General features: G+C 64.0%; 21 protein-coding genes and 1 pseudogene. 13 read left to right on the top strand and 9 right to left on the bottom strand.

What is annotated here, in order from left to right:
• Positions 1 to 30: 30 nt before the first annotated feature.
• The 4 genes from K410_RS0111805 (at position 31) to K410_RS0111820 (ending at position 5039) form a co-directional block, all read left to right on the top strand.
• Positions 31 to 1344 carry a glycosyltransferase gene (locus K410_RS0111805; protein ID WP_210164236.1) on the top strand — a complete coding sequence of 438 codons (1314 nt, stop codon included), beginning with the start codon at positions 31 to 33 and terminating at the stop codon, positions 1342 to 1344.
• A 259-nt stretch (positions 1345 to 1603) separates the two neighbouring features.
• Positions 1604 to 3121 (top strand): 5-carboxymethyl-2-hydroxymuconate semialdehyde dehydrogenase, encoded by a 1518-nt coding sequence (hpaE, locus tag K410_RS0111810; RefSeq protein WP_028135041.1) that lies wholly within the window; start codon positions 1604 to 1606, stop codon positions 3119 to 3121.
• Positions 3122 to 3153: 32 nt separating this feature from the next.
• Entirely contained in the window at positions 3154 to 4134 is a 981-nt protein-coding gene (gene hpaD / locus K410_RS0111815) for a 3,4-dihydroxyphenylacetate 2,3-dioxygenase (protein ID WP_028135042.1), read from the top strand.
• A gap of 35 nt (positions 4135 to 4169) precedes the next feature.
• A complete protein-coding gene (locus tag K410_RS0111820) occupies positions 4170 to 5039 on the top strand; it encodes a fumarylacetoacetate hydrolase family protein (RefSeq protein WP_028135043.1) in 870 nt (289 codons plus the stop codon).
• A gap of 39 nt (positions 5040 to 5078) precedes the next feature.
• On the opposite strand, the gene K410_RS41520 is transcribed toward K410_RS0111820, so the two are convergent.
• Positions 5079 to 5477: a Rieske (2Fe-2S) protein gene (locus K410_RS41520; RefSeq protein WP_210164242.1), complete on the bottom strand. Its 399-nt coding sequence runs from the start codon at positions 5475 to 5477 to the stop codon at positions 5079 to 5081.
• On the bottom strand, positions 5471 to 6574 hold the full coding sequence (gene hppD / locus K410_RS0111825) for a 4-hydroxyphenylpyruvate dioxygenase (protein WP_028135044.1): 1104 nt from the start codon (positions 6572 to 6574) through the stop codon (positions 5471 to 5473). The genes K410_RS41520 and hppD overlap by 7 nt, the downstream gene beginning before the upstream one ends.
• A 138-nt stretch (positions 6575 to 6712) precedes the next feature.
• Here hppD and K410_RS36775 point away from each other — a divergent pair.
• Positions 6713 to 7171: pseudogene (locus tag K410_RS36775) on the top strand (Lrp/AsnC family transcriptional regulator); the annotation flags it as partial.
• Between the two features lie 155 nt (positions 7172 to 7326).
• Here K410_RS36775 and K410_RS0111835 read toward each other — a convergent pair.
• Positions 7327 to 8403, bottom strand: coding sequence for a hypothetical protein (locus K410_RS0111835; protein ID WP_028135045.1), 1077 nt, complete (start codon positions 8401 to 8403; stop codon positions 7327 to 7329).
• Positions 8404 to 8866: 463 nt separating this feature from the next.
• On the opposite strand from K410_RS0111835, the gene K410_RS0111840 reads away from it, so the two are divergent.
• Positions 8867 to 9211, top strand: a complete 345-nt coding sequence (locus tag K410_RS0111840) for a hypothetical protein (RefSeq protein ID WP_028135046.1) — start codon at positions 8867 to 8869, stop codon at positions 9209 to 9211.
• A gap of 189 nt (positions 9212 to 9400) precedes the next feature.
• Here K410_RS0111840 and K410_RS0111845 read toward each other — a convergent pair whose 3' ends face one another.
• Together K410_RS0111845 and K410_RS0111850 are read right to left on the bottom strand one after the other, a co-directional pair.
• A complete protein-coding gene (locus K410_RS0111845) occupies positions 9401 to 9793 on the bottom strand; it encodes a hypothetical protein (RefSeq protein WP_028135047.1) in 393 nt (130 codons plus the stop codon).
• A 240-nt stretch (positions 9794 to 10033) separates the two neighbouring features.
• Entirely contained in the window at positions 10034 to 10528 is a 495-nt protein-coding gene (locus K410_RS0111850; protein WP_028135048.1) for a MarR family winged helix-turn-helix transcriptional regulator, read from the bottom strand.
• Positions 10529 to 10646: 118 nt separating this feature from the next.
• On the opposite strand from K410_RS0111850, the gene K410_RS0111855 reads away from it, so the two are divergent.
• From K410_RS0111855 to K410_RS0111880, 5 genes are all read left to right on the top strand, one after another.
• Positions 10647 to 11189 carry a VOC family protein gene (locus tag K410_RS0111855; RefSeq protein ID WP_028135049.1) on the top strand — a complete coding sequence of 181 codons (543 nt, stop codon included), beginning with the start codon at positions 10647 to 10649 and terminating at the stop codon, positions 11187 to 11189.
• 29 nt (positions 11190 to 11218) lie between these two features.
• Entirely contained in the window at positions 11219 to 12853 is a 1635-nt protein-coding gene (locus tag K410_RS0111860; RefSeq protein ID WP_049820248.1) for an FAD-dependent oxidoreductase, read from the top strand.
• Positions 12850 to 13041, top strand: coding sequence for a DUF2783 domain-containing protein (locus K410_RS0111865; RefSeq protein ID WP_028135051.1), 192 nt, complete (start codon positions 12850 to 12852; stop codon positions 13039 to 13041). Before K410_RS0111860 ends, K410_RS0111865 begins: the two co-directional genes overlap by 4 nt.
• Positions 13042 to 13268: 227 nt before the next feature.
• Positions 13269 to 13727, top strand: a complete 459-nt coding sequence (locus tag K410_RS0111875; RefSeq protein WP_028135052.1) for an EF-hand domain-containing protein — start codon at positions 13269 to 13271, stop codon at positions 13725 to 13727.
• 29 nt (positions 13728 to 13756) lie between these two features.
• Complete coding sequence (locus K410_RS0111880; RefSeq protein ID WP_028135053.1) at positions 13757 to 16042, top strand: heavy metal translocating P-type ATPase; 2286 nt, start codon at positions 13757 to 13759, stop codon at positions 16040 to 16042.
• Positions 16043 to 16055: 13 nt separating this feature from the next.
• Here K410_RS0111880 and K410_RS0111885 read toward each other — a convergent pair whose 3' ends face one another.
• Positions 16056 to 16532 (bottom strand): hypothetical protein, encoded by a 477-nt coding sequence (locus K410_RS0111885; protein WP_245269363.1) that lies wholly within the window; start codon positions 16530 to 16532, stop codon positions 16056 to 16058.
• 233 nt (positions 16533 to 16765) lie between these two features.
• Between K410_RS0111885 and K410_RS0111895 the strand changes: the two genes are divergently transcribed.
• Together K410_RS0111895 and K410_RS0111900 are read left to right on the top strand one after the other, a co-directional pair.
• Positions 16766 to 18115, top strand: coding sequence for a ferredoxin reductase family protein (locus tag K410_RS0111895; RefSeq protein WP_028135055.1), 1350 nt, complete (start codon positions 16766 to 16768; stop codon positions 18113 to 18115).
• 84 nt (positions 18116 to 18199) lie between these two features.
• Entirely contained in the window at positions 18200 to 19387 is a 1188-nt protein-coding gene (locus K410_RS0111900) for a CaiB/BaiF CoA transferase family protein (RefSeq protein WP_028135056.1), read from the top strand.
• Here K410_RS0111900 and K410_RS0111905 read toward each other — a convergent pair.
• The 3 genes from K410_RS0111905 to K410_RS0111915 form a co-directional block, all read right to left on the bottom strand.
• Positions 19384 to 20112, bottom strand: coding sequence for a DUF72 domain-containing protein (locus K410_RS0111905; protein ID WP_028135057.1), 729 nt, complete (start codon positions 20110 to 20112; stop codon positions 19384 to 19386). The two genes, K410_RS0111900 and K410_RS0111905, sit on opposite strands and share 4 nt — an antisense overlap.
• Before the next feature lie 94 nt (positions 20113 to 20206).
• Positions 20207 to 21355 carry an amidohydrolase gene (locus K410_RS0111910; protein WP_028135058.1) on the bottom strand — a complete coding sequence of 383 codons (1149 nt, stop codon included), beginning with the start codon at positions 21353 to 21355 and terminating at the stop codon, positions 20207 to 20209.
• A 187-nt stretch (positions 21356 to 21542) separates the two neighbouring features.
• On the bottom strand, positions 21543 to 22631 hold the full coding sequence (locus K410_RS0111915) for a mandelate racemase/muconate lactonizing enzyme family protein (protein WP_028135059.1): 1089 nt from the start codon (positions 22629 to 22631) through the stop codon (positions 21543 to 21545).
• Positions 22632 to 22674: the final 43 nt, after the last annotated feature.

Raw genomic sequence — 22674 nt, forward strand, 5'->3', positions numbered from 1 at the left:
TATTCTCCAAATCTTCTCGCGGCTTGAAACATGGCCGATGGCCCCGCACCGACGCGAACGCCATCACGCGACACCTTCGAAAACCGGAGCGGGACCATCAGGTTTGCCATCGCAGTCCACGGGACACGAGGAGACGTCGAGCCTGCGGCTGCCGTTGCACGTGAGCTGCAGCGCCGCGGTCACGACGTCAGGATGGCCGTGCCTCCCAATCTCGTCGGGTTCGCCGAGTCGGCCGGCCTCAGTTCGGTGAGATCTTACGGTCCCGATTCCCAACGCCAGCTCGAGGCGGAGGTTTTCCGCGACTGGTTCAAGTTGCGCAATCCGGTCAAGGTGCTGCGCCAGGCGCGCAAGTACCTCGCCGACGGCTGGGCGGACATGAGCGCGACCCTGACCGGGTTGGCGGCCGGTTCCGATCTGATCCTGAGCGGTACGACCTATCAGGAGCTGGCCGCCAACGTTGCCGAGGCCGAGGGGGTGCCGCTTGCCGCCCTGCATTACTTCCCCGTCAGGGCGAACAACCACATCCTGCCGGTTCGATTGCCCCCGAAACTGGTCGAGCCCTTGTGGTCGCTCGCCGAGTGGTCGCATTGGCGCCTGTTGCGGCCGGCCTATGACGAGCAGCGCCGCGCCCTCGGGCTTCCGCAATCCGGAATTCGTGCTGTGCGTCATATCGTCGAATCCGGCGCGCTGGAGATTCAAGCTTATGACAAGGTGTTCTTTCCCGGGCTCGAGGCGGAATGGGGCTGGAAGAGACCGTTGGTGGGCACGCTGACCCTGCAATCCGCGTCCGAGTTCGACGATTCCGTGAATTCCTGGATTGCCGCCGGCCGCCGCCCCCTTTACTTCGGGTTCGGCAGCATGCCGGTCGACAGACCGGCGGAGACCGTTGCCATGATCACAGATGCGTGCCGGGAGCTCGGCGAGCGTGCGCTGATCTGTTCCGGAGTCCTGCCGCTTGAAGGCGCGGCTCCCACACCGGACGTCATGATCGTGCCTTCGGTCAATCACGCCGCCGTGCTGCCGCGCTGCCGGGCCATCGTTCACCATGGCGGCGCCGGCACCACGGCCGCCGGCATGCGTTCCGGCGTCCCGGCTCTCGTGCTGTGGATAGGCGCCGACCAGCCTATATGGGCGAGACAAATCAAACGCCTGGGCGTCGGCACCTCGCGTCGTCTCGCCGCAACGACCCGGGACACCCTTCGACACGACCTGCGGACCGTCCTGGAGTCGGGCTGCGCCGCCCGGGCGCGCGAGGTGGCCGGGCAGATGACTCCGCCGAGCCGGAGCCTGATGACCACCGTCACCCTTCTCGAGGGGCTGGCCGGCACGCACGCGCGATCTTGAGAACCCTCGAAATCGGGTCTGCGGAGGGCGCGAAGCGCCAGATCCAAACTCACGCCGGCCTTCTGTGTAATGAGGTCGGACCTATGCTGCGCTCGCCGAACTTCGACAAGCAAACCTCTTGACAGCGGGCGGAATACTTAACATGTTAAGTATATAGCGGCCAGCAAGGCGACGTTGTGCGTCGGAACGCGCATTGCCTTCTGCCGTCGCCACACAAAGAGCTGCCGGTCGCAACGGCTCGAACGAGGGAGGACCCGTGATGTCCAAGCTTGCGGAAAACATCGCCAGGGCGGAACGCTACCTTGCCCGGTTCGCGCAGCATGGGGTGCTGAACCGTATCGGCGGCGAGGACGTCCCAGCTGCGGACGGCGCGACATTCGAGACGATCTCTTCCGTCGATCTGAAGCCGCTCGCCAAGGTGGCACACGGCAAGGCCGCGGACATCGATCGGGCCGCGAAGGCCGCGCACGCGGCCTTTCCGCAATGGGCCGAGACCTCCGGTGAGGCGCGGAAAGCGCTGTTGCACAAGGTTGCCGATGCCATCGTCGCTCGCGCCGAAGAAATCGCCTTCGTCGAATGCATGGATACCGGGCAGTCCCTCAAGTTCATGGCCAAGGCGGCGCTGAGGGGCGCCGAGAATTTCCGCTTCTATGCCGACCGCGCGCCCGAGGCGCGCGATGGCAAGTCGCTTCGGACCGACGGCCAGGTGAACATGACCACCCGCGTGCCGATCGGTCCGGTGGGCGTCATCACGCCGTGGAATACGCCATTCATGCTGTCGACGTGGAAGATCGCGCCGGCGCTCGCGGCCGGCTGCACCATCGTTCACAAGCCGGCCGAATTCTCGCCGCTGACCGCGCGCCTGCTGATCGAGATCGCCGAAGAGGCCGGTCTGCCCAAGGGCGTCTGGAATCTCGTCAACGGCCTTGGCGAGGACGCCGGCAAGGCGCTGACCGAGCATCCGCTGGTCAAGGCGATCGGATTCGTCGGGGAAAGCCGCACCGGCTCGATGATCATGAAGCAGGGCGCCGATACCTTGAAGCGTGTTCATTTCGAGCTCGGCGGCAAGAACCCGGTGATCGTGTTCGCCGATGCCGACCTCGATCGCGCCGCGGATGCGGCGGTGTTCATGATCTACTCTCTCAACGGCGAGCGCTGCACCTCTTCCTCGCGCCTTCTCGTCGAGGCGAGCATCTATGACAAATTCACCGCGATGGTCGCGGAGAAGGCCGGCCGGATCAAGGTGGGACATCCGCTCGATCCCGAGACCGTCATCGGTCCGTTGATCCATCCCGTTCACGAGAAGAAGGTCCTCGACTACGTCGAGATCGGCAGGGCGGAGGGCGCGACGATTGCCACCGGCGGCCGCAAGGTCGATGGTCCCGGCGGCGGCTGCTACGTCGCCCCGACGCTCTTTACCGGCGCCAACAACCGAATGCGCATCGCACAGGAGGAAATCTTCGGGCCGGTGCTGACGGCGATTCCGTTCAAGGACGAGGCGGAGGCGCTCGCGCTCGCCAACGACGTCCAGTACGGCCTCACCGGCTATCTCTGGACAGCCGACGTCACGCGCGCCTTCCGCTTCACCGACCGGCTGCAAGCCGGAATGATCTGGGTCAATTCGGAGAACGTCCGCCACCTGCCGACGCCCTTTGGCGGGGTGAAGAGCTCCGGCATCGGCCGCGACGGCGGCGATTGGTCGTTCGATTTCTATATGGAGACGAAGAACGTCGCGTTCGCCACCACCGCGCATAAGATCCAAAAATTGGGCGGTTAAGCGGTCCGCAGCAGACCCAAAAGGAGGATATCATGGCATTGCCTGCGCCCAACCTTTATCCGCCATTCAACATCGTCCGTCTCAGTCATGTCGAGTTTGGCGTGAGCGACCTCGCCAAGTCCCGCGCGTTTTATGTCGACACGCTCGGTCTGCAGGTGACGGACGAAAGCTCCGATGCGATCTATCTTCGGGCGATGGAAGAACGCGGTCACCATTGCATCGTGCTGAGGAAGTCCGACAAGATCGAGGCCCGCGATCTCGGCTTCAAGCTGTTCGGCGAAGAAGACCTCGACAAGGCAGTTCATTTCTTCAAGAGCAGGGCTTTGCCGGTCGAATGGGTGGAGCGACCCTATCAGTCGCGCACCTTCCGTACCCGCGATCCGCACGGCATCCCGCTCGAGTTCTATTCGAAGATGGACCGGTTGCCGCCGATTCATCAGAAGTACGCTCTCTACAGGGGCGTGAAACCGCTCCGCATCGACCACTTTAATTGCTTTTCGCCGAACGTCGACGAATCCGTCGTTTTCTACAACGAGATCGGTTTCCGCGTGACGGAGTACACCGAGGACGAGGAGAGCGGGCGGTTATGGGCGGCCTGGACCCATCGCAAAGGCGGCGTTCACGACCTGGCGTTCACCAATGGCCGCGGCCCGCGCTTGCACCACACCGCGTTCTGGGTGCCGACCCCGCTCAACATCATCGATCTTCTCGACCTCATGGCGACCACCGGATGGGTCTCCAACATCGAACGCGGTCCGGGCCGCCACGGCATCTCGAATGCCTTCTTCCTCTACATCCTCGATCCGGATGGTCACCGCATCGAAATCTATTGCTCGGATTACCAGACCGTCGATCCCGATCTCGAACCGATCAAATGGGACCTGAAGGACCCGCAGCGTCAGACGCTGTGGGGGGCGCCCGCGCCGAGATCCTGGTTCGAACACGGCAGCCTCTTCGCCGGGATTATGCCGCGCGACGCCGAGCTGGCGGCCCAGCCGATCATCGCGCCCTGATCGGCTGGCAACACAATCAACAAGGAAGGCCGCGCATGTCTCGTCCAAGGTTCATCAGCTTCACCCGCAACGCTGCGCCCGGCTACGGCCTGCTCGTGGACCGTGGCGTGGTCGATCTGTCCGGGCGTCACGGCAAGCGCTGGCCCAGCCTGCGTGAAGTGATCGAGGACGGTGCGCTGCTGTCTCTGGCCGAGGAGAGCGCCGCGCGAGCTGCGGATTTTCCGGTCGAAGACATCCGCTATGAGATTCCCGTGCCGGCACCGGAAAAGATCATCTGCGTCGGCGTCAACTTTCCCGACCGCAACGAGGAATACAAGGACGGGCAGGCGGCTCCCTCAAATCCATCGCTCTTCATCCGCTTTCCGCGCTCGTTCACCGGCCATGAACAGCCTTTGCTGCGTCCCCCGGAGAGCCCGCAGCTCGATTACGAGGGTGAGATCGTCATCGTGATCGGCAAGGGTGGGCGCAGGATTGCGCAGGGCGAGGCGCTCGGGCACATCGCCGCGCTGTCGCTGTGCAACGAAGGCACGATCCGCGATTGGGTAAGGCACGCCAAGTTCAACGTGACGCAGGGCAAGAACTTCGATCGGACCGGTTCGATCGGACCCTGGCTCATCCCCTATACCGATGAGAGTCAGCTTGCCGACGTCAAGCTCGAAACGCGGGTCAATGGCGACGTCCGCCAGCAGGACCGCACGAGCCGGATGATCTTCTCCTTCCGCAAGATCATCAACTACATCTCGACGTTCACGACCCTGGTTCCCGGCGATGTCATCGTGACAGGTACGCCGACGGGTGCGGGCGCGCGCTTCGACCCGCCGATCTGGCTGAAGCCCGGCGACGTCGTCGAGGTCGAAGCGGAAGGCATCGGCGTGCTCCGCAACACGGTTGCGGATGAGGCGTGATCTGTTGGCGGCGCCACGCCTGGCGACAATCTCGCTTGATCAGGTCGTCGATGCGGCCTGCACGCGAATTCGGCCCTGGTCATCCACGGCGATCGGAATGGCGTCGAGGGTGCAGTTCAGGCCGAGTCCTTCGACGCCGACGCCGTCCTGAACGCGGAATCCGGCGCTGTGATTGGTGCACCGGAGAATCGTGCCGTCCGCGCTCAGCAGATTGTCACCGCGATGATCCAGCGGCAGGTACTGGTGGGGACACGCATTGACGTAGGCTGCCAGAACGCCCGCCGATCTGACGATCAGGATCGGAAAATCAGCCGGGCCGGATCGGATCGACTTGCAGATGCCTTCACCGATGTCACTGGCGTCGCACAGGATAGTTCCCTCCGCCGGCGCGCCGCGATAGCTCCTCCATGCGTCTTGTATCGCGACCTCCCTCAGGATGCCTTGAGCACGCCGCGTTGAATCTGATCGGCCTCGATGCTCTCGAACAGGGCCTTGAAGTTGCCCTCGCCAAAACCGTCGTCTCCCTTCCGCTGGATGAACTCGAAGAAGATCGGACCGATCACGGTCTTGGAGAAGATCTGAAGCAGGATGCGCGTCAGCCCGCCATTGACGACGCCCTCGCCGTCGATCAGGATTCCGTGCTTGCGCATGCGATCGAGCGGTTCGGTGTGGCCCTTCACGCGGTCAAATGATTTGTCGTAGTAGATCGAGGGCGGGCCCGGCATGAACTCGAGCCCGCGCGCCGCGATGGCGTCGGTCGCCGAATAGATGTCGTCGGTGCCGACGGCGATGTGCTGGATGCCTTCGCCCTTGTACTGGCGCAGATATTCTTCGATCTGGCTCTTGTCGTCGGCGCTCTCGTTGATCGGGATCCGAATCTTGCCGCAGGGCGACGTCAGGGCGCGCGAGGTCAGGCCGGTCAGCTTGCCCGAAATGTCGAAGTAGCGGATCTCGCGGAAATTGAAGGTCTGGCTGTAGAACTTGTACCACGTGTCCATGTTGCCGCGCATGACGTTATGCGTGAGGTGGTCGAGATAGTAGAACCCGACGCCTTTCGGGGTCGGATCGACGTCGCCGGTCCAGTCATACTCGGCCGAATAGGGCGAGCCCTTCGCGCCATAGGTCTCGACCAGGTACAGCAGGGATCCGCCGATGCCGACCACGGCCGGGACGTCGAGCGACTTGTCGCTGCCGGTATATTCAGTTCCGCCGAGCTCGAGGACGCGCTTCAGGGCATGTTTGGCATCGACGACGCGCCAGGCCATCGCCGGCGCGCAGGGGCCGTGTTCTCCGACGAAGCGCGCCGCATGGGAGTTCGGCTCCCGGTTCAGGACGTAATTGATCTTTCCCTGGCGCCAAAGGGAGATGTCCTTGGTCTTGTGCCGCGCGACCTCTGTGTAGCCCATCTGCTCGAAGAGCTTGGCAAGCTGCTGCGGCTCCGGATGGGCGAACTCGACAAACTCGAAGCCATCAGTGCCGGCCGGATTGAGCGCCGAGATCGTGGCGGGCGGGGCATCGTGAGGGAAGGGGCCCAATGTCGCACTCCTGGAAAGCTGTCTGATCCGACGGAAATATACTGCCGGCAGCTTGCACGATCCCCGCAAAATCCGCTCGACAAAGCAAAGCGATGCGTGAAACATGCGGATATTGGCATTTTTGCGCAAGGATCACGCATGGATCAGTTCGACGTCAAATTGCTGCAGGCGCTTCAGGCCAACGGACGCCTGTCGAATTTCGAACTGGCCGACCTCGTCGGTCTATCGGCATCGCAATGCTCGCGCCGCCGCGCGGCGCTCGAAGATGCCGGTGCGATTGCGAGCTACCACGCTCACCTCGACCGCGAAATGCTCGGACTCGGCATCGTCGTCTTCGTGCAGGTGACGCTTGCGACACACTCGCCGGACAATTCGCGGCGCTTCCTCAAGCTGATCGAGAGCCGGGAGGAAGTGCAGGAGGCCTATGCGCTGACAGGCGAAGCCGATTACCTCATCAAGGTGACGATCACCGACTTGAAGGCACTCGCGCGGCTTCTCAACGAGGTGTTTCTGCCGCACGACAGCGTCGCGCATGTGCGCTCGTCCATCGTTCTCGATCGCCTGAAGCAAACCTCGCAACTGCCGCTTGGGCATCTCGTTCCCGCCGAGACGCGTGCTGCGGAGAGTTCCATGTCCCGAGGCAAAGCGTCGTCACGACCTGGACGATCCAGAAAGAGTTGAGAGGGTCTGATCGGCGCTCAGCACTGTACCAAAACAGATCGAAAACCGAGACGAGAAGCACTGCGGCTTAGCTAGGGAAGTCCCCTTGTCATCGTAAAGGGATTGAACCCACATTCCGCGAGGGCAGCCCACGAAGCGGCGCCAAGATGTGACAATCGGAAATAGTTTCGCGGCTTGGTCGGGTCGGTGTCCAACACGAACCCCGTCGGTAACGCGCGGGCAGTCGTGGCATAGAATCCACCATCGGGCGACCTCTGGGATTCGATGACAGCGATCAACGATTCTGCCCTCTCAGTCTTGCCGAGCAATTTCATCAAGAGAGCCATTTGCCCCGTACCTTCGGTCCACACACCGTCCCGGTCTTCACCGTAAGAAAATCCTCCGCCGACACTCATTCGCTGTTCGGCGGTCGCCATTGCCGATGCAAATTTCCCGGCCGCTCCGCGAAGCGCCGTTAAAGGCCAGATCTGGGCATCCAGAGCCAAAATCGGATTATGGGTGACGCCGTCTTCAGCGGTCCCCGCGGCAAAACAGGCGCACCCCGGATTCCACATCGTATTTACGAAGTACTCGGCAACCGTTGCCTTATCGCGCCACCGCGGATCGCCTGTACGGATCGAAAGAAGGCCAAAGACGGCGGCGAGGTCAGTATTATGTTCAGTCGATCTCCACGTCCGCACTTCCGGCGTCGGCTCGTGGCTAAACGTACCACCCGTGAAACCGCCAGTACCGCGCGTGTCGGCCCATTGCGCGACCCAAGCGCCAAGCCGCGCTGCACCATCGCGGAACCCGGAGCCGGTGCTTACATCATCAATCGACAGCAACGCCAACATGGCCCATGCGATGTTACCAACATCGCTGCCCACCTGATATCGATCCTCTAACCATTTGTTCTGAGTATTGTCCCACCACCCTGGAAGCTTGGCGGGGCCACTCGCCACCACACCCGCGGCGTATGCGTTCCGGAGCCTCCCATCATGCCAGCTGCGATCGTTATCGATGGCCCAGAGAATCGCCGAGCCAATTCGATACGCTTTGTTTCGCTCGCCGCAACCAACCAATGCGATGGCGGCTACCGCATTGTCATAGAGATAGGCGGCGCCATGGAGAGGCCCTGATTCGACGGTCGGATAGCTGGGCAGGAACAACGGCCCTGATGGCGCTGCCTTATCGAGTAGACCAGCGAGGTATCGGCACGCCGACGCCTCCGGTGTTGCTTGAGCCCCGAGTGAAGTGGCGACCCCAATGATAGTGATAGACGTTGCGATCCATACGAAGGTTGCTATTCGGCCCACTTGCTGCTCTCCGGGTGGACGATGGCCCTGTCTATACCCATGGGGCGATGTCTTGAAGTGGCCTTGCGGCTCATCCTTGATGAGCGTCGCAGCGTCCGCTTTCGGGTGTCGAGCCGACCCACGTCCCGCCGCCGCGGACGGCTCTTTATGACCCGAAGCAGACCAGAGATCGATCTTGTGGTAAGGTTTACCCAGTCAATTTGATCGAACAGGTGAGCCCGAACTCTGCGATGCACAACATTCGTCGCCTTCCAGTTCTTCAAGCTCCCGCAGCATCAGTAATTGCCTACGCTACACCGCGAGGCGAGAACTGCGCATGACGGAATTGTCGACAATCATTTCAGACTACGCCCGTCAGCCTCAGGTGCAGATCTGGTTTGTTGTCGGTATCATCGTCGGCTCGATCTTCGGTCTTTACTTTCGGAAAAGCGCTGGGCCGCTGATAATCAGCGCGCTGGTTTGTTTAGCTCTCTTATTGCCGGGGCGGTTCTTGACGCCCCCGACGTGGTTCACCATCAGCTACGCTATCCTTTTTGTTCTGACGGGTTTCGTTGGCTTCTGCGCCGGTTGGTTGCCCGGACTACTGCTTGGTCACGTTTGGGGTCTCGTATCGGACCGCACGAAGAGACAGGCTGCATCCCAGCCGCCAAACGATGACTAGCCCTTGTCCGAAGCTAGAGACTGCGACTTCCGCATGTGGCCCATCGCGTCGCAGCCGATGGCCAACGAAATGTCAGCGGTCAGGGGTAGACTGGACTTAACTTAAACTCGGCCGACCGTCGCGATCGACCCAAAGCTGACCTCTCCACTCCAGTTGATGTGAGGCTAGAGGCGAAAAGCACGGCAAGCATCACCGCTTGCGATTCGACACCCAGCTTGCCACTCTCGCCTTTAGTCGCAAGGATCGGCGAACAGGCTCGTAGCGCGGCTCTGCATTGGCCGCGTAGGTATTTAGATGCTTTGGCTCATTAGGCGCTCGTTTGGATGCGACGAACATTCCAACGATTGCACCAATGCCAAAACCGCCGAAACCGATGTACACGCTCAGACCCCAGGCGACGAAAACGTAGAGGTCGCCGCCATGTCTTGGGTCGAGAAACAGTGACAAGAAGCTAAAGCTAGGAATGTTAGCCAAGGCAGCCAATGCCCAGCCCCATGCGAGATGGCGCACAAAGAACTTTGCAAAGCAGAAGGCGGCTATAACAAAGCCCACCGCATTGTAGAGTAGCATGGTCGCGATCATTCCACCCCCTGCTGGAACCTTCATACATCGCAGGACTCTGCGGGCCGCAAATCTAGCACCTATCGACTAGACAGGAAGTAAACCTCAGCTCTCGAATCTGTTTCCGCGAGCTTCTGCCGGTGGGCAATAGTGGCATGTCTCCTTATGGCCCTTCTCGGAAGTCCGACAACGTCCGCTTTCGCGCCGCTATTGGGCGGCAAGCGGACATCGATTCTTGCGGTTGATTTATGAGCACGCGGCCTAGCGCAACGCATCCGACAGCTTGTGCATCACCCGGTCGAGCACCTTCACCTCCTCGGCGGTCAGCACGCTGAGCAGCTCCGCTTCCCGCGCCAGCGCGAACGGCACGATCTTGCGATAGAGCGCGCGGCCGGCCGGGGTCAGCGCGACGATCAGCTCGCGCCGATCTTCCGGATGATGCTTGCGGCTCGCGATGCCGCGCGACTGAAGGCCTTGGACGGCGCGGCTGACCTGCATCTTGTCGAGCGTCGTCAGCGGACCGATCTCCTTGGTCGCGATTTCCGTCCGTAGGCCGAGGATCGCCAGCACCCGCCATTCCTGCCGCGTCAGTGCAAAGCGTTCGGAATAGACTTCGGCAACCGCCAGCGACACCTGTTCGGCGAGGCGCGCCAGCCGGTATGGAAAATATCGCTGCAGGTCGAGCTCGCCACCGTCCTGCGCCGCGCCGCGCGCGGTGGCGTCCCGCCCGCGTGCCACGCCCGAGCGTCCCGTCATGCCGTTTCCGCCTCGCCGGTCCATGGCAGAATCTTCCGAGCCAATTGATCGAGATCAAATCCAGGAAATCGTAACATCTGATACCAATTTCGCAACGGCAAATCCAGGGAGCGAAATCATGAAGATCGAGAAGATCCATCACGTCGCCTATCGCTGCGTCGACGCCAAGGCCACGGTCGAATTCTACAAGAAGGTCATGAACATGGATCTTCTCGGCGCCATTGCCGAGGACCGGGTGCCGTCGACCAAGGCTCCGGATCCCTACATGCACATCTTCCTCGATGCCGGAAACGGCAACATCCTCGCCTTCTTCGAGCTGCCGAACTCGCCGCCGATGGGCCGCGACCCCAACACGCCGGATTGGACCCAGCACATCGCCTTCCAGGTCAAGGATCTCGCCGAGCTCGACGAGGCCAAGGCGCGCGCGGAGGCCGCCGGCCTCGACGTCGTCGGCGTCACCGACCACACCATTTTCAAGTCGATCTATTTCCGCGATCCCAGCGGTCATCGCCTGGAGATCGCGGCTTGGACCGCGACGCCCGAGCAGATCGAGCGCATGAAGTCGGTTGCGCACGAGATGGTCGAGGAATGGTCGCGCACCAAGCGTCCGCCGCGCCACACCGCCTGGATGCACGAGAAGGAATTCGCGGACGCGCATTGAACCCGGGCCCCGTGCATCAGGAAGCGAACATGAGCTACATCTATCCGAAGTTCGGCTATCGCCGGTCCCAGGAGCAGGCCGAGGGAATCGTGAAGCGGCATCCGATCGTGGTGATCGGCGCAGGTCCCATCGGCCTGACCGCGGCGCTCGATTGCGCGGCACGCGGTCAGCCGGTCGTGGTGCTCGACGACAACGACACCGTCTCGATCGGCTCGCGCGCGGTCTGCTACGCCAAGCGTCCGCTCGAGATATGGGACCGCCTCGGCTGCGCGGCGCCGATGGTCGAGCGCGGCGTCAGCTGGAATGTCGGGAAGGTGTTCTTCCGGGACGAGCTGTCCTACCAGTTCAATCTGCTGCCCGAGGCCGAACACCAATGGCCGGCCATGATCAACCTGCAGCAATATCATCTGGAGGAGATGCTGGTCGCCAGATGCGGGGCCAATCCGCTGATCGAGCTGCGCTGGAAGCACCGCCTCATCAGCCTCAAGCAGGCCGCCGACCACGCGACCCTGGCGGTGGAAACGCCCGACGGCATCTTCACCATGGAGGCGCAATGGGTGATCGCCTGCGACGGCGCCAATTCCGACGTGCGCAAGATGGTGGGCGCCGAGTTCACCGGGCAGTTCTTCCAGGACCGCTTCCTGATCGCCGACGTCGCCATGAAGGCGGATTTCCCGACCGAGCGCTGGTTCTGGTTCGACCCGCCGTTCCACCCCGGCCAGTCCGTGCTGCTGCACCGGCAGGCCGACAATATCTGGCGCATCGACTTCCAGCTCGGCTGGGAGGCCAATCCCGATGAGGAAAAGCGGCCCGAGCGGGTGATCCCGCGCATTCGCGCCATGCTTGGCGAGGACACCGAGTTCACGCTCGAATGGGTCTCGATCTATCAGTTCGCCTGCCGGCGCATCGACAATTTCCGGCAAGGCAGGGTGCTGTTCGCCGGCGATGCCGCGCATCAGGTCTCGCCGTTCGGCGCACGCGGCGCCAACACCGGCGTGCAGGACATCGACAATCTCGCCTGGAAGCTCGCGATGGTGCTGCGCGGCGAAGCCTCGGAAGCGCTGCTCGACAGCTATCACGAGGAGCGTGCCTATGCCGCGGACGACAACATCCTGAACTCGACGCGGGCCACCGACTTCATCACCCCGAAGACCAAGCCGAGCCGCTATTTCCGTGACGCGGTGCTGGAGCTCGCCCGGCATCACGGCTTTGCCCGGCCGCTGGTCAACAGCGGACGACTCTCGACGCCGACCCCCTATTTGACGTCTGCGCTCAACACGCCGGACCAGGACGCAATGCCGGGAGGCATGCGGCCCGGCACGAATGCGGCGGATGCGCCGATCGCGGTGGACGGCAAGCCGGCCTGGTTCCTGCATTGTCTCGGCGACGGCTTCACGGTCGTGGCCTTCGGCAAGGTAAGCGACAAGACCGAGATCGCGGTCGGGCCGTTCACGGCGAAGCTCATTCTGGTCGGCCGCGACATCGAGGATCCCACCGGTCTTCTTGCGGAACGTTACGGCGCTGCGCCCGGGACCACCTATTTGTTCCGCCCCGACCAATATGTCGCCGCGCGCTGGAGCGGTTTCGACGAGGCCAGGATCACACAGGCGGTGCTGCGCGCCGCCGGCCACGACACCGCCGACCGGACGGAGCTTGCGGCATGATGCTCAATTTGTCGCCGAACATCGCTGATCCCGACGATTTCTATGCCGAGTTGATCAACAGCCAGCGCGACCTCGACGAGGAGCAGGCGCTGCGCATGAACGCCCGGCTGATCCTGCTGCTCGCCAATCACATCGGCGACCGCAAGGTGCTGACCGAGGCGATCGGCTGCGCCCGCAGGGACGGCTAGCTCGCGGAGACACCGGCCGCACCGACGCAAGAGGTCGCTCGAAGCCGCCGGCAGCCCTGGGTTCCGGTCGTGCGATCTCGCCGGCCGGATTCGGCGCCAAGGTCATTTCACGTCGAAAAGCCACGGGCGCAGGCTGGAGCACGAGCCCCCCTTCTTGATCTGGCTCAAGATGAACTCGGCGAAGTTCGACATCCTCCTAGGTTTACACCACGTCGGAGGAAAGCCCCATGATAGGCCGAACCGTTGCTGCAGGATTGCTGTTCGCCATCCTGGGCCAGCCAGCTCTGGCGCAATCGCCGGCGGACCATCAGAGCCATCAATCAGGACAGGACCAGGCGCCGGCGTCGTCGCAGTCGGGCTCTCCTGCAAACCCATCCTCCGCCGAGCGGCAAAGCTCGACGCGCGGTGGAGACATGATGGGAATGATGAAGCGCGGCATGATGGGACAAGGCATGAAGGGACATGGCGCGGCAGGCGGTGACGCCGCGGAGCCGCCGGTCGTCTTCCGCGTCATCTTCGCGCTGATGGATGCCGACGGCGACGGAAACATCGCCTTGCCGGAGTTTCAGGTCGCTCACGAGCGAATTTTCAAGGCCATGGATCGCGACAAGGACGGCAAGCTCACGCTTGAGGAGATGATGACGTTCATGCACAGGAACAAGAACGCCGTTGCCCCACAACATTGAGCCGACCCGAAGGGCGGGCGCGCCAAGCCATGTCGTTTGATCGGGTGCTGCGATGGGCATTGGTTGCGATCGCAATCGCGGGGTTGACTGCCGGCATTGTCGCGCGAACCATGGGCCGGCCTTATCTAGCCGACGTCGCCTGGGCGCTCGGCACGGCGCCCGTGATCGCGGGGTTGGCGGTCTCGATCGTCCAGGATCTGCTGCGAGGCCGCGTCGGCGTGGACGCGATCGCGCTGCTGTCGATGAGTGCGGCGCTGGCGCTCGGACAGCCGCTCGCAGGCGCCGTGGTCGCGCTGATGTATTCCGGCGGCAACGTGCTGGAGGAGATCGCGGTCGCACGGGCCGAGCATGATCTCAGGTCCCTGGTCGATCGGGCGCCGCGGCAGGTCCATCGCAAATCCGGCGAGCGGATCGAGGATGTTCCGGTCGAGGACGTCGCGGTCGGCGAGGAGCTGCTGGTCAAGGCCGGCGAGATCGTGCCGGTCGACGGGGTCGTTGCGTCGGCTTTTGCCACGATCGACGAGTCCGCGGTGACGGGCGAGCCGATTCCGGTGGAGAAGACCCGCGGAAGCGCCGTTCTTTCCGGTTCTCTGAATGCGGGTGAGACCTTTCAGCTGACCGTGACGGCGCCGGCCAGCGAGAGCACCTACGCGGGCATCGTGCGCATGGTGACTGCGGCACAAACGGCGAGAGCGCCCTTTGTGCGGTTGGCTGATCGGTATGCGCTGATCTTTCTGCCCGTAACGCTCGTCGTCGCCTTCGTGGCATGGCGCATCTCCGGTGACGTCACCCGCAGCCTTGCCGTGCTGGTGGCGGCGACGCCTTGCCCCCTGATCCTGGCCGCACCCGTAGCCTTCATCTCGGGTGTGGCGCGAGCGGCCCGCCGCGGCATCCTGGTCAAGGGCGGAAGGGCGCTGGAGGCCTTGGCCCGTGCGCACACGGTGCTGTTCGATAAGACCGGGACCCTGACCGTGGGTGGCGCCCGGCTGCTGTCCGTGGAGGTTGCGCCGGGCGAGGATCCGGCTGAGGTCCTCGCGCTCGGGGCCTCGCTCGAACAGGCGTCGCATCACGTGCTGGCGAAGGCGGTTGTCGCCGCGGCCCTCGCCCAAGGGCTCGAGCTGAAGCCGCCGGAGCACGTCAAGGAGACCATGGGGTCCGGCCTCAGCGGCCAGATCGATGGACGGCACGTGGCGGCGGGCTCGCGGGATTTGCTTCTCTCGCGTGCCGAGCTCTCGCCATGGGAGTTGCGGGCGATCCGACGTGCCTCGTGGCGCTCGGCCCTGATCGTGTTTGTCGCGGTCGACGGCCGTCTCGTCGGCGCGTTGCTGCTGGCCGACGAATTGCGAGCCGATACGCCACGCGCGATCCGGCTGCTGCGCGATGCCGGCATCGCGCGCATGGTGATGGTCACGGGTGATCGCGCCGCGGCGGCGCAGGCCATCGGGGCGGCACTCGATCTCGACGCCGTGCTGGCCGATCGCGTTCCCTCGGACAAGGTCGAAGCGGTGCGGAGCGAGCAGCGGCTGCATCCGACCATCATGGTCGGCGACGGCATCAATGATGCCCCCGCGCTGGCCGTGGCCGACACCGGGGTGGCGCTCGGCGCGCGCGGGGCCAGTGCCTCCTCGGAGGCGGCGGATGTGGTGATTCTGACCGATCGGCTCGATCGGGTCGGCGAAGCGATCATCATCGCGCAGCGTGCGCGGCGCATCGCCCTGCAAAGCATCTTCGTCGGGATGGGATTGTCGTTGGTGGCAATGGCCGCCGCCAGCCTCGGCTGGTTAGCTCCCGTGCCCGCCGCGATCGTTCAGGAGGTGATCGATGTCGCCGTCATTCTGAACGCGCTGCGAGCGCTCAATCCACCCCTGGTCAGGGCTGGACCGCGTCTCACGGCGGAGCAGGGGCTGACGTTGCATCACGATCATCAGGCCCTGCTCAGGGATCTCGACCGCTTGCGCCACATCGTCGATGCGCTGGACGATGCGGTGCCTGAAGCTGCCGCCGCCCTGATTGATGAAGCCCACCGGCTGGTGCAGGGCAGCGTCGTGCTGCACGAACGCGAGGACGAAGACAGCGTCTATCCGAAGCTGACGGAGGTGCTGCGCGACCGCCACGGGCTCGCTGCCATGAGCCGTGCACATCGCGAGATATTGCATCTGGCGCGGCTGCTCGCCCGGATCGCGGAGGATCTGCCGTCGGAGAAGATCGACCGCTACCTCATTCGAGACGCCCAGCGCGTGATCGAGGCGATCGAAACGCTGGTGCGCATGCACACGGCCCAGGAGGAGGACATCTACGAGGCCGTCGCCGCATAACCGACAATCGATCTCAGTGTTCCAGCGGTCGCCAGTCGGCGTGGTCGAAATTCCGGCCGTATTGTGCGAGCGCCTGCACGATCTTCACGGCTCCCTGATCGCGGCCGGTGCCGCTCTTCATCTTGGCGGCACCGTCGATGATCTGCTCGAGAACGAGATGGAGCTGCTGATCGGCCGGCTCGGGCAGCTTGCAGTTTGCCACGACGTCATCGACCTGCGCCTGGATTCGCGCGGCCAGAGCCTCATATTGCGCAGGCGTAAACACGTTGCTGTGAATGGGCGCCAGCGATTGCCTTATCGCGAGAGCGATGTCGGTCATGCCGCGGCGCAGGACATCGTCGGTCGGCCACTTCTTGCCGTGGTCGAGCTGCGACCGGGCGGTCGCGGTTGGTCCTTCGTGCGCGTGTGGCCCGGCGGCGAGGGCAGGCTGTCCGACGGCAAGACAGAGTGCGAGGGCGGTCAGCGCGAACGATTTGGTCGGGATCATCATGGATTTCCTCCGGAGAGCTTCCTGCATCCAGATGGGGATTCGCGACGGGTGGCAGTTTGTGCTGGAGCAAAGTCGCGAGCTGAACGAGCTGCGGCCCCACGACGCAGGATGCGGCGGGAGCCAGGCGCCAGACCGTCGTCGGCCAATGCAGCCCATCATGAACGAGCTTTGAGTCAGCTCAATGCAACGCAGCGCGATTGGCTCAAGCTGGGCAACTCTGAAGGAAGGACGCCATGCAGAAGCTCAAGCGCGCATTTTGGGGCACTCTGGTGGTTCTCGTCCTGCTGTGGCTGGTCGCGGAGCCCCAGCCCTTCGGCTCGGGCCCCTTCTTCCCGCTGCGCGAGAGGATGGTCCAGTTGAGCGGCGTCCTTGCCATCGGTTGCATGAGCATGGCGATGATCCTCGCGCTGCGGCCGCGTTGGCCGGAGGCGTGGCTGGGCGGTCTCGACAAGATGTACCGCTTGCACAAATGGTTCGGGATCGCGGCCCTCGTGACGGCGGTTCCCCATTGGCTCTGGGCCAATGGTCCGAAATGGGCGGTCGGTTGGGGTCTGCTGACCCGACCGCGGCGTGGACCAAGGCCCGCCATCGACAATCCGATCGAGGCCTTCTTCAACGGCCTTCGTGAGCCCGCGGAGGGGCTGGGCGAATGGGCCTTCTACGGCACCGTGGTGCTGATCGCTTTGGCGCTCATCCAAATGTTTCCCTATCGGCTGTTCTACAAGACGCATCGGCTCCTCGCCGTCGCCTATCTGGTCCTGGTCTTTCATGCGGTCATACTGATGAAGTTCAGCTACTGGATGTCGCCGCTCGGCTGGATCGTCGCGGCGCTGCTTGCCGTCGGAACGTGGGCGGCGGCCGTGACGCTGTTGCGACGCGTTGGCGCCCAACGCCAGGTCCAGGGCAGGATCACCTCGCTCAAATATTATCCCGGCGTCAGAGCAATCGAGACCGAGATCGAGGTGCCCCATGGCTGGCCCGGGCATAGGCCGGGCCAGTTCGCATTCGCCACGTCCGACCTCTCCGAGGGCGCGCATCCCTACACGATCGCCTCCGGCTGGAACGCTGCAGACCCCAGAATCATCTTCATCACCAAGGAACTTGGCGACCACACCAGCCGGCTACGGGAGAAGCTCCGTGTCGGGCAGGAGGTGAAGGTGGAAGGGCCCTATGGCTGCTTCACCTTCGACGACGATTGCTCGCATCAGATCTGGATCGGCGGTGGTATCGGCATCACGCCCTTCGTTGCCCGCATGAAACAGGCGGCCATGAAGAACGTTCCCGGTTGCTCTGTCGCGCAGGCGGTTGACCTCTTTCACACCACCGCTGATGTGGATGAAGAAGCCCTCGGCAAGCTTGCAGCAGATGCGCGCTCGGCAAATGTTCGTCTCCACGTTCTTATCGACGCCCGTGATGGCCGCTTGACCGGCGACCGCATTCGCGAAGCCGTACCGCAATGGCGCGAGGCGAGCATCTGGTTTTGCGGTCCGGCGGCTTTCGGGGAGGCGCTCAGGCGGGACTTCCGTGCGCACGGCTTTCCTGTCGAACTGCGGTTTCATCAGGAGCTGTTCGCGATGCGATGACGAAAGCCGCATCTGCATTCCGCTTCCCAGCTTGCCCCGGCAGCCTTTCCCTGTAATCTGCAACAAACAACAGGGAAGGGATCGATGGGAGGAGTCTTGGAGGGCGTGCGTGTGCTCGATTTCGGGCGCTATATCGCCGGGCCCTATTGCGCGACGCTGCTGGCCGAATTCGGCGCCGAGGTCATTCGCGTCGAGAAGCGCGACGGCAGCGAAGACCGCTTCGTGGCGCCGGTCGGCGAGAACGGCGAAGGCGCGCTGTTCCTCCAGGTCAACCGCAACAAGAAATGCGTCACGCTCGACCCGATGAAGGTTGAAGGGCAGGAGGTGATGCGCCGCCTGGTGGCGACCGCAGACGTCGTCGTCGCCAATCTGCCACCGCAGACCCTGCGCGCGATGAAGCTGGACTACGAGTCCTTGAAGGCGATCAAGCCCGATATCATCCTGACCACGGCGACCGCGTTCGGCGGTCCCGGCCCCTGGTCCGACCGCGTCGGCTTCGACGGTGTCGGGCAGGTGATGTCCGGATCGGTGTACATGACGGGCGCAGGCGATCCGCCGTACCGCGCCGCGGTGAACTGGGTCGATTTCGGCACCGCGCTGCATTGCGCGTTCGGCACGCTTGCCGCCCTGATCGAGCGCGGCAAGTCCGGGCGCGGGCAAATCGTGGAGGGCGCGCTGCTCGCAACCGCGTTGTCCTTCACCAATGCGACGCTGATCGAGCAGGCGCTGATCAACGTCAATCGCGTGCCGACCGGCAATCTCGGCCAGACCGCGGCTCCCGCCGACATCTACCGCACCAGGGACGGCTGGGTGCTGTGCCAGGTCACGGGCCATCCGCTGTTCAAGCGCTGGGCGCGGCTGATGGGCGAGGAGGACGTATGGCTGAACGATCCGCGCTTTGCCGACGATATCAGCCGCGGCAACAACGGCCGCATCATCAGCGAGCGGATGGCGCGCTGGTGCGCCGAGCGCACCACGCAGGAGGCCGTCGATACGCTGGGCCAGGCCATGATTCCGACCGGCCCCGTACTCTCGCCGCAACAGGCGCTGGATCATCCGCACATCCGTGCCGCCGGCTTCATGCAGGACGTCGACTATCCCGGCCTGCCGAGCCCGGCCCCGGTGACACGGGCCGCGGTCCGGCTGTCGGAGACGCCGGGCGAAATCGCAAGCCGCCCGCCGATGCTCGGGGAGCACACCGATCTCGTCCTCAAAGAGCTCGGCTATGACGAAGCGGAGATTGCGGCGCTTCGGCAAGGCGGCATCATCTAGCATCGCAGCAGCCGCTTCAGCGCCAGCGCATCGGCTGGGGCGGCGCTCTTCTGGTCATTGTCGAAATAGACATAGACGTCGCAGCCCTGCCGCTTCCAGGACTTGATGCGCTTGGCCCACTGCGCCAGCGCGCGCTTGGTATAGTGACCGTGATAGCGGCCGCTCGGCCCGTGCCCGCGCACATAAACGAAGTCCGCCGTGCGCTTCCACGGCGCCGGCGCGTCGTGATGGTCGGACAGGCAGAGCGAGATGTTCTCGTCCGCCAGCATGCGCAGGATGCGCGGCTGATACCAGCTCGGATGCCGGAATTCGAAGCTGTAACGCCGCTTCCGCGACAGCAGCTTGAAGAAGGATGCAAGGCGATCGGGGTTCGCCTCGAATTGCGGCGGCAGCTGGAACAGGATCGGGCCGGCCTTGCCGCCGAGCCTGGAGATGCGGTCCTCCAGCAGCTCGAGGCTGTTGACGGAGCGCTCCGACAGCCGCTTCCAATGCGTGATGAATTTCGAGGCCTTCCAGGCGAAGACGAAATCCCGCCCGGTCTGCTCGCGCCATCCCTTCACCGCTTCGGGCGTCGGCGTGCGGTAGAACACGCCGTTCAGCTCCGTGGTGTCGAACTGTCCGGCGTAGTAGCTGAGCTGCTGCTTCAGCGTCACGCCCTCCGGAAAGAACGGGCCGCGCCAGGAATCGTAATGCCAGCCCGAAGTTCCGATCAGAACGCGCGCCATCGATCTGCCATCCGTTGAGCGCGGCGGGAGGCCGCGCCTCGTTGGAGGCAACGTTCATCCGCAAGATATGTTGCTGTCGGCGTGGCGGCGTAGATCAGTTCGACGCCAGCGCCGCCTTGGCCACCTCGGCCATCCAGCTCGACGCCACGGGCAGGATGGCGTCGTTGAAATCGTAGCGCGGGCCATGCAGCTCGGCACCGTCGCGCAATTCGCCGTTGCCGATCCAGACGAAGGCGCCCGGCCGCTGCTGGAGATAATGGGCAAAATCCTCGCCGGCCATGCTGGGCGCGAGGTCGCGCCGCACCGGCGCCCGGACCTTTTCCGCAGCGATGCGCGCGAGGTCCGCTTCATCAGGCGTGTTGACCACCACACCCACCCCCCAGACGATCTCGGGCGTGACCTTGACGCCGAAGCTGGTCGCGATTCCGGCACAGCTACGCTCGATGCCGTCGAGGATGACGTCCTTGACCGCTTCGCGGTGGTAGCGCAGCGTGCCGCGGATGGTGACGCGTCCGGCGATCTGGTTCGGCGCGGTGCCGCCTTCGATGGTGGAGAGCGACAGCACGGCGGTGTCGAGCGGATCGACGCCCCGCGCCACGACCGATTGCAGCGCCACGATCAGATGGCCGGCCGCCACCACCGGATCGCGCGTCAGATGCGGCATGCCGGCGTGGCCGGCATGTCCCTCGATGGTGATGGTGATGCGGCCGCCGGAGGCCATGACGACGCCGTCGTGCACGGCGATGGTGCCGGCGGCAAGGCCGGGCCAATTGTGGAAGCCGAACACCCGCTGCATCGGAAAGCGATCGAACAGTCCGGCCGCGACCATCGCCCGCGAGCCGCCAAAACCTTCCTCCGCCGGCTGAAAGATGAGATCGACCGTGCCGCTCCAGCTGGTATCCGTGGCGAGCAGCGCGGCAGCGCCGAGCAGCGCGGCGGTGTGGCCGTCATGGCCGCAGGCATGCATCACGCCCGGCGTCTTGGACGCATAGGGCAGGCCGGTATCCTCGGTGATCGGCAGCGCATCCATGTCGGCGCGCAGCCCGACCCGGCTTCGTGCGTGGCCACGCGTCAACGTCGCGACGATGCCGTGCCCGCCGATCCCTGCCTCGAACGGAATGCCGAGTTCGGTGAGCCTGTCCTGCACGAAGGCGGCGGTGGCTTTTTCCTGGAGCGACAGCTCCGGGTGGGCATGAAGGTGACGGCGCCACGCGGTCAGCTTCTGGTGCAGCTCGGGTGTCAAGGCAACGCTCTCTCGCAAGGTGTCGATTGTCGTCACCATAACGAATTATCGCGGTGATGCACCTGGCGCCTTGGAATGCCTCGCGTGCAGCCACATCGTCATGGCCGAGCTTGACCCGGCCATCCACTCTTCCTCTCGGCATAACGAACGTGGATGCCCGGGACAAGCCCGGGCATGACGGCGTGCTCTACGCGGCCAGCTTCGCCAGCCCCTTCCAGTCGAAGCTGATGCCGTGGCCGGGCCGGTCCGGCGCCAGCGCTTTGCCGTCCTCGAGCACCAGCGCATGCTCGATGTATTTGTCCAGCCCAAAGCCGTGTGCCTCCAGATAGGAGCGGTTCGGGCAGGCCGCGAGCAAATGCACGGTGATGTCGTGGGCGCCGTGGCTGGTGACAGGCAGGTTGAAGGCTTCCGCCAGCCGCGCGATCTTCATGAAGGCGGAAACGCCGCCGCAATTGGTGACGTCGGGCTCGGGATAGGACACCGCGCCCGATACGATGTAGTTCTTGAACTCCCACAGCGAGCGCAGATTCTCGCCCGCCGCGATCGGCACGCCGCCGGCCTGCATGATGCGCGCGTGCCCGGCGACGTCGTCGGGGATGATCGGCTCTTCCAGCCAGGTGAGGTCGTAAGGAACGAAAGCACGTGCCGCGCGGATTGCTTCCTCGACCGTCCACTTCATGTTGGCGTCCGCCATCAGCGGAAAGCCGTCGCCGAGATGCTGCCGCATCGCGGAGACCTTGGCGACGTCGGACTTGAGGTCGGGCCGGCCGACCTTCATCTTGATGGCGCGAAAGCCCTTGGCGAGATTGCCGTCGGTCTGCGCGAGCAGCTCATCCACGGAGAGATCGAGGTCGATGCCGCCGGCATAGCATGGCACCCGTGCGTCGAAGCCGCCGAGCAATCGATACAGCGGCAGCTTGGCGCGCCGCGCCTTCAAATCCCACAGCGCGATGTCGAGCGCGGAGAGCGCCAGCACCACCGGCCCGCCGCGGCCGCCATAGTGCAGCGCCCACCAGACCTGCTGCCAGATCGCCTCGGTGTCGTCGGCCTCGCGGCCCTCGACCAGCGGCGGGATCTCGCGCTTGAGGATGTCTGCCACAGCCCCGCCGTTGCGTCCCACCGTATAGGTGTAGCCGACACCCTCGGCACCATCGGCATCGCGGATGCGGCAGGTGATCAGCTCGAACGCGGTGATCTCGCCATGGGTGGAATCCGACAGCGTGATCGGGAGGGGGATCCGGTAGAGTCCGGTCTCGATACTGGCGATGCGCGGCATGGTGCCTCCCTGTTTTTCTTTTTGTAGGATGGGTAGAGCGCAG

Source organism: Bradyrhizobium sp. 22 (assembly GCF_000482425.1).
GTDB lineage: Bacteria > Pseudomonadota > Alphaproteobacteria > Rhizobiales > Xanthobacteraceae > Bradyrhizobium > Bradyrhizobium japonicum_B.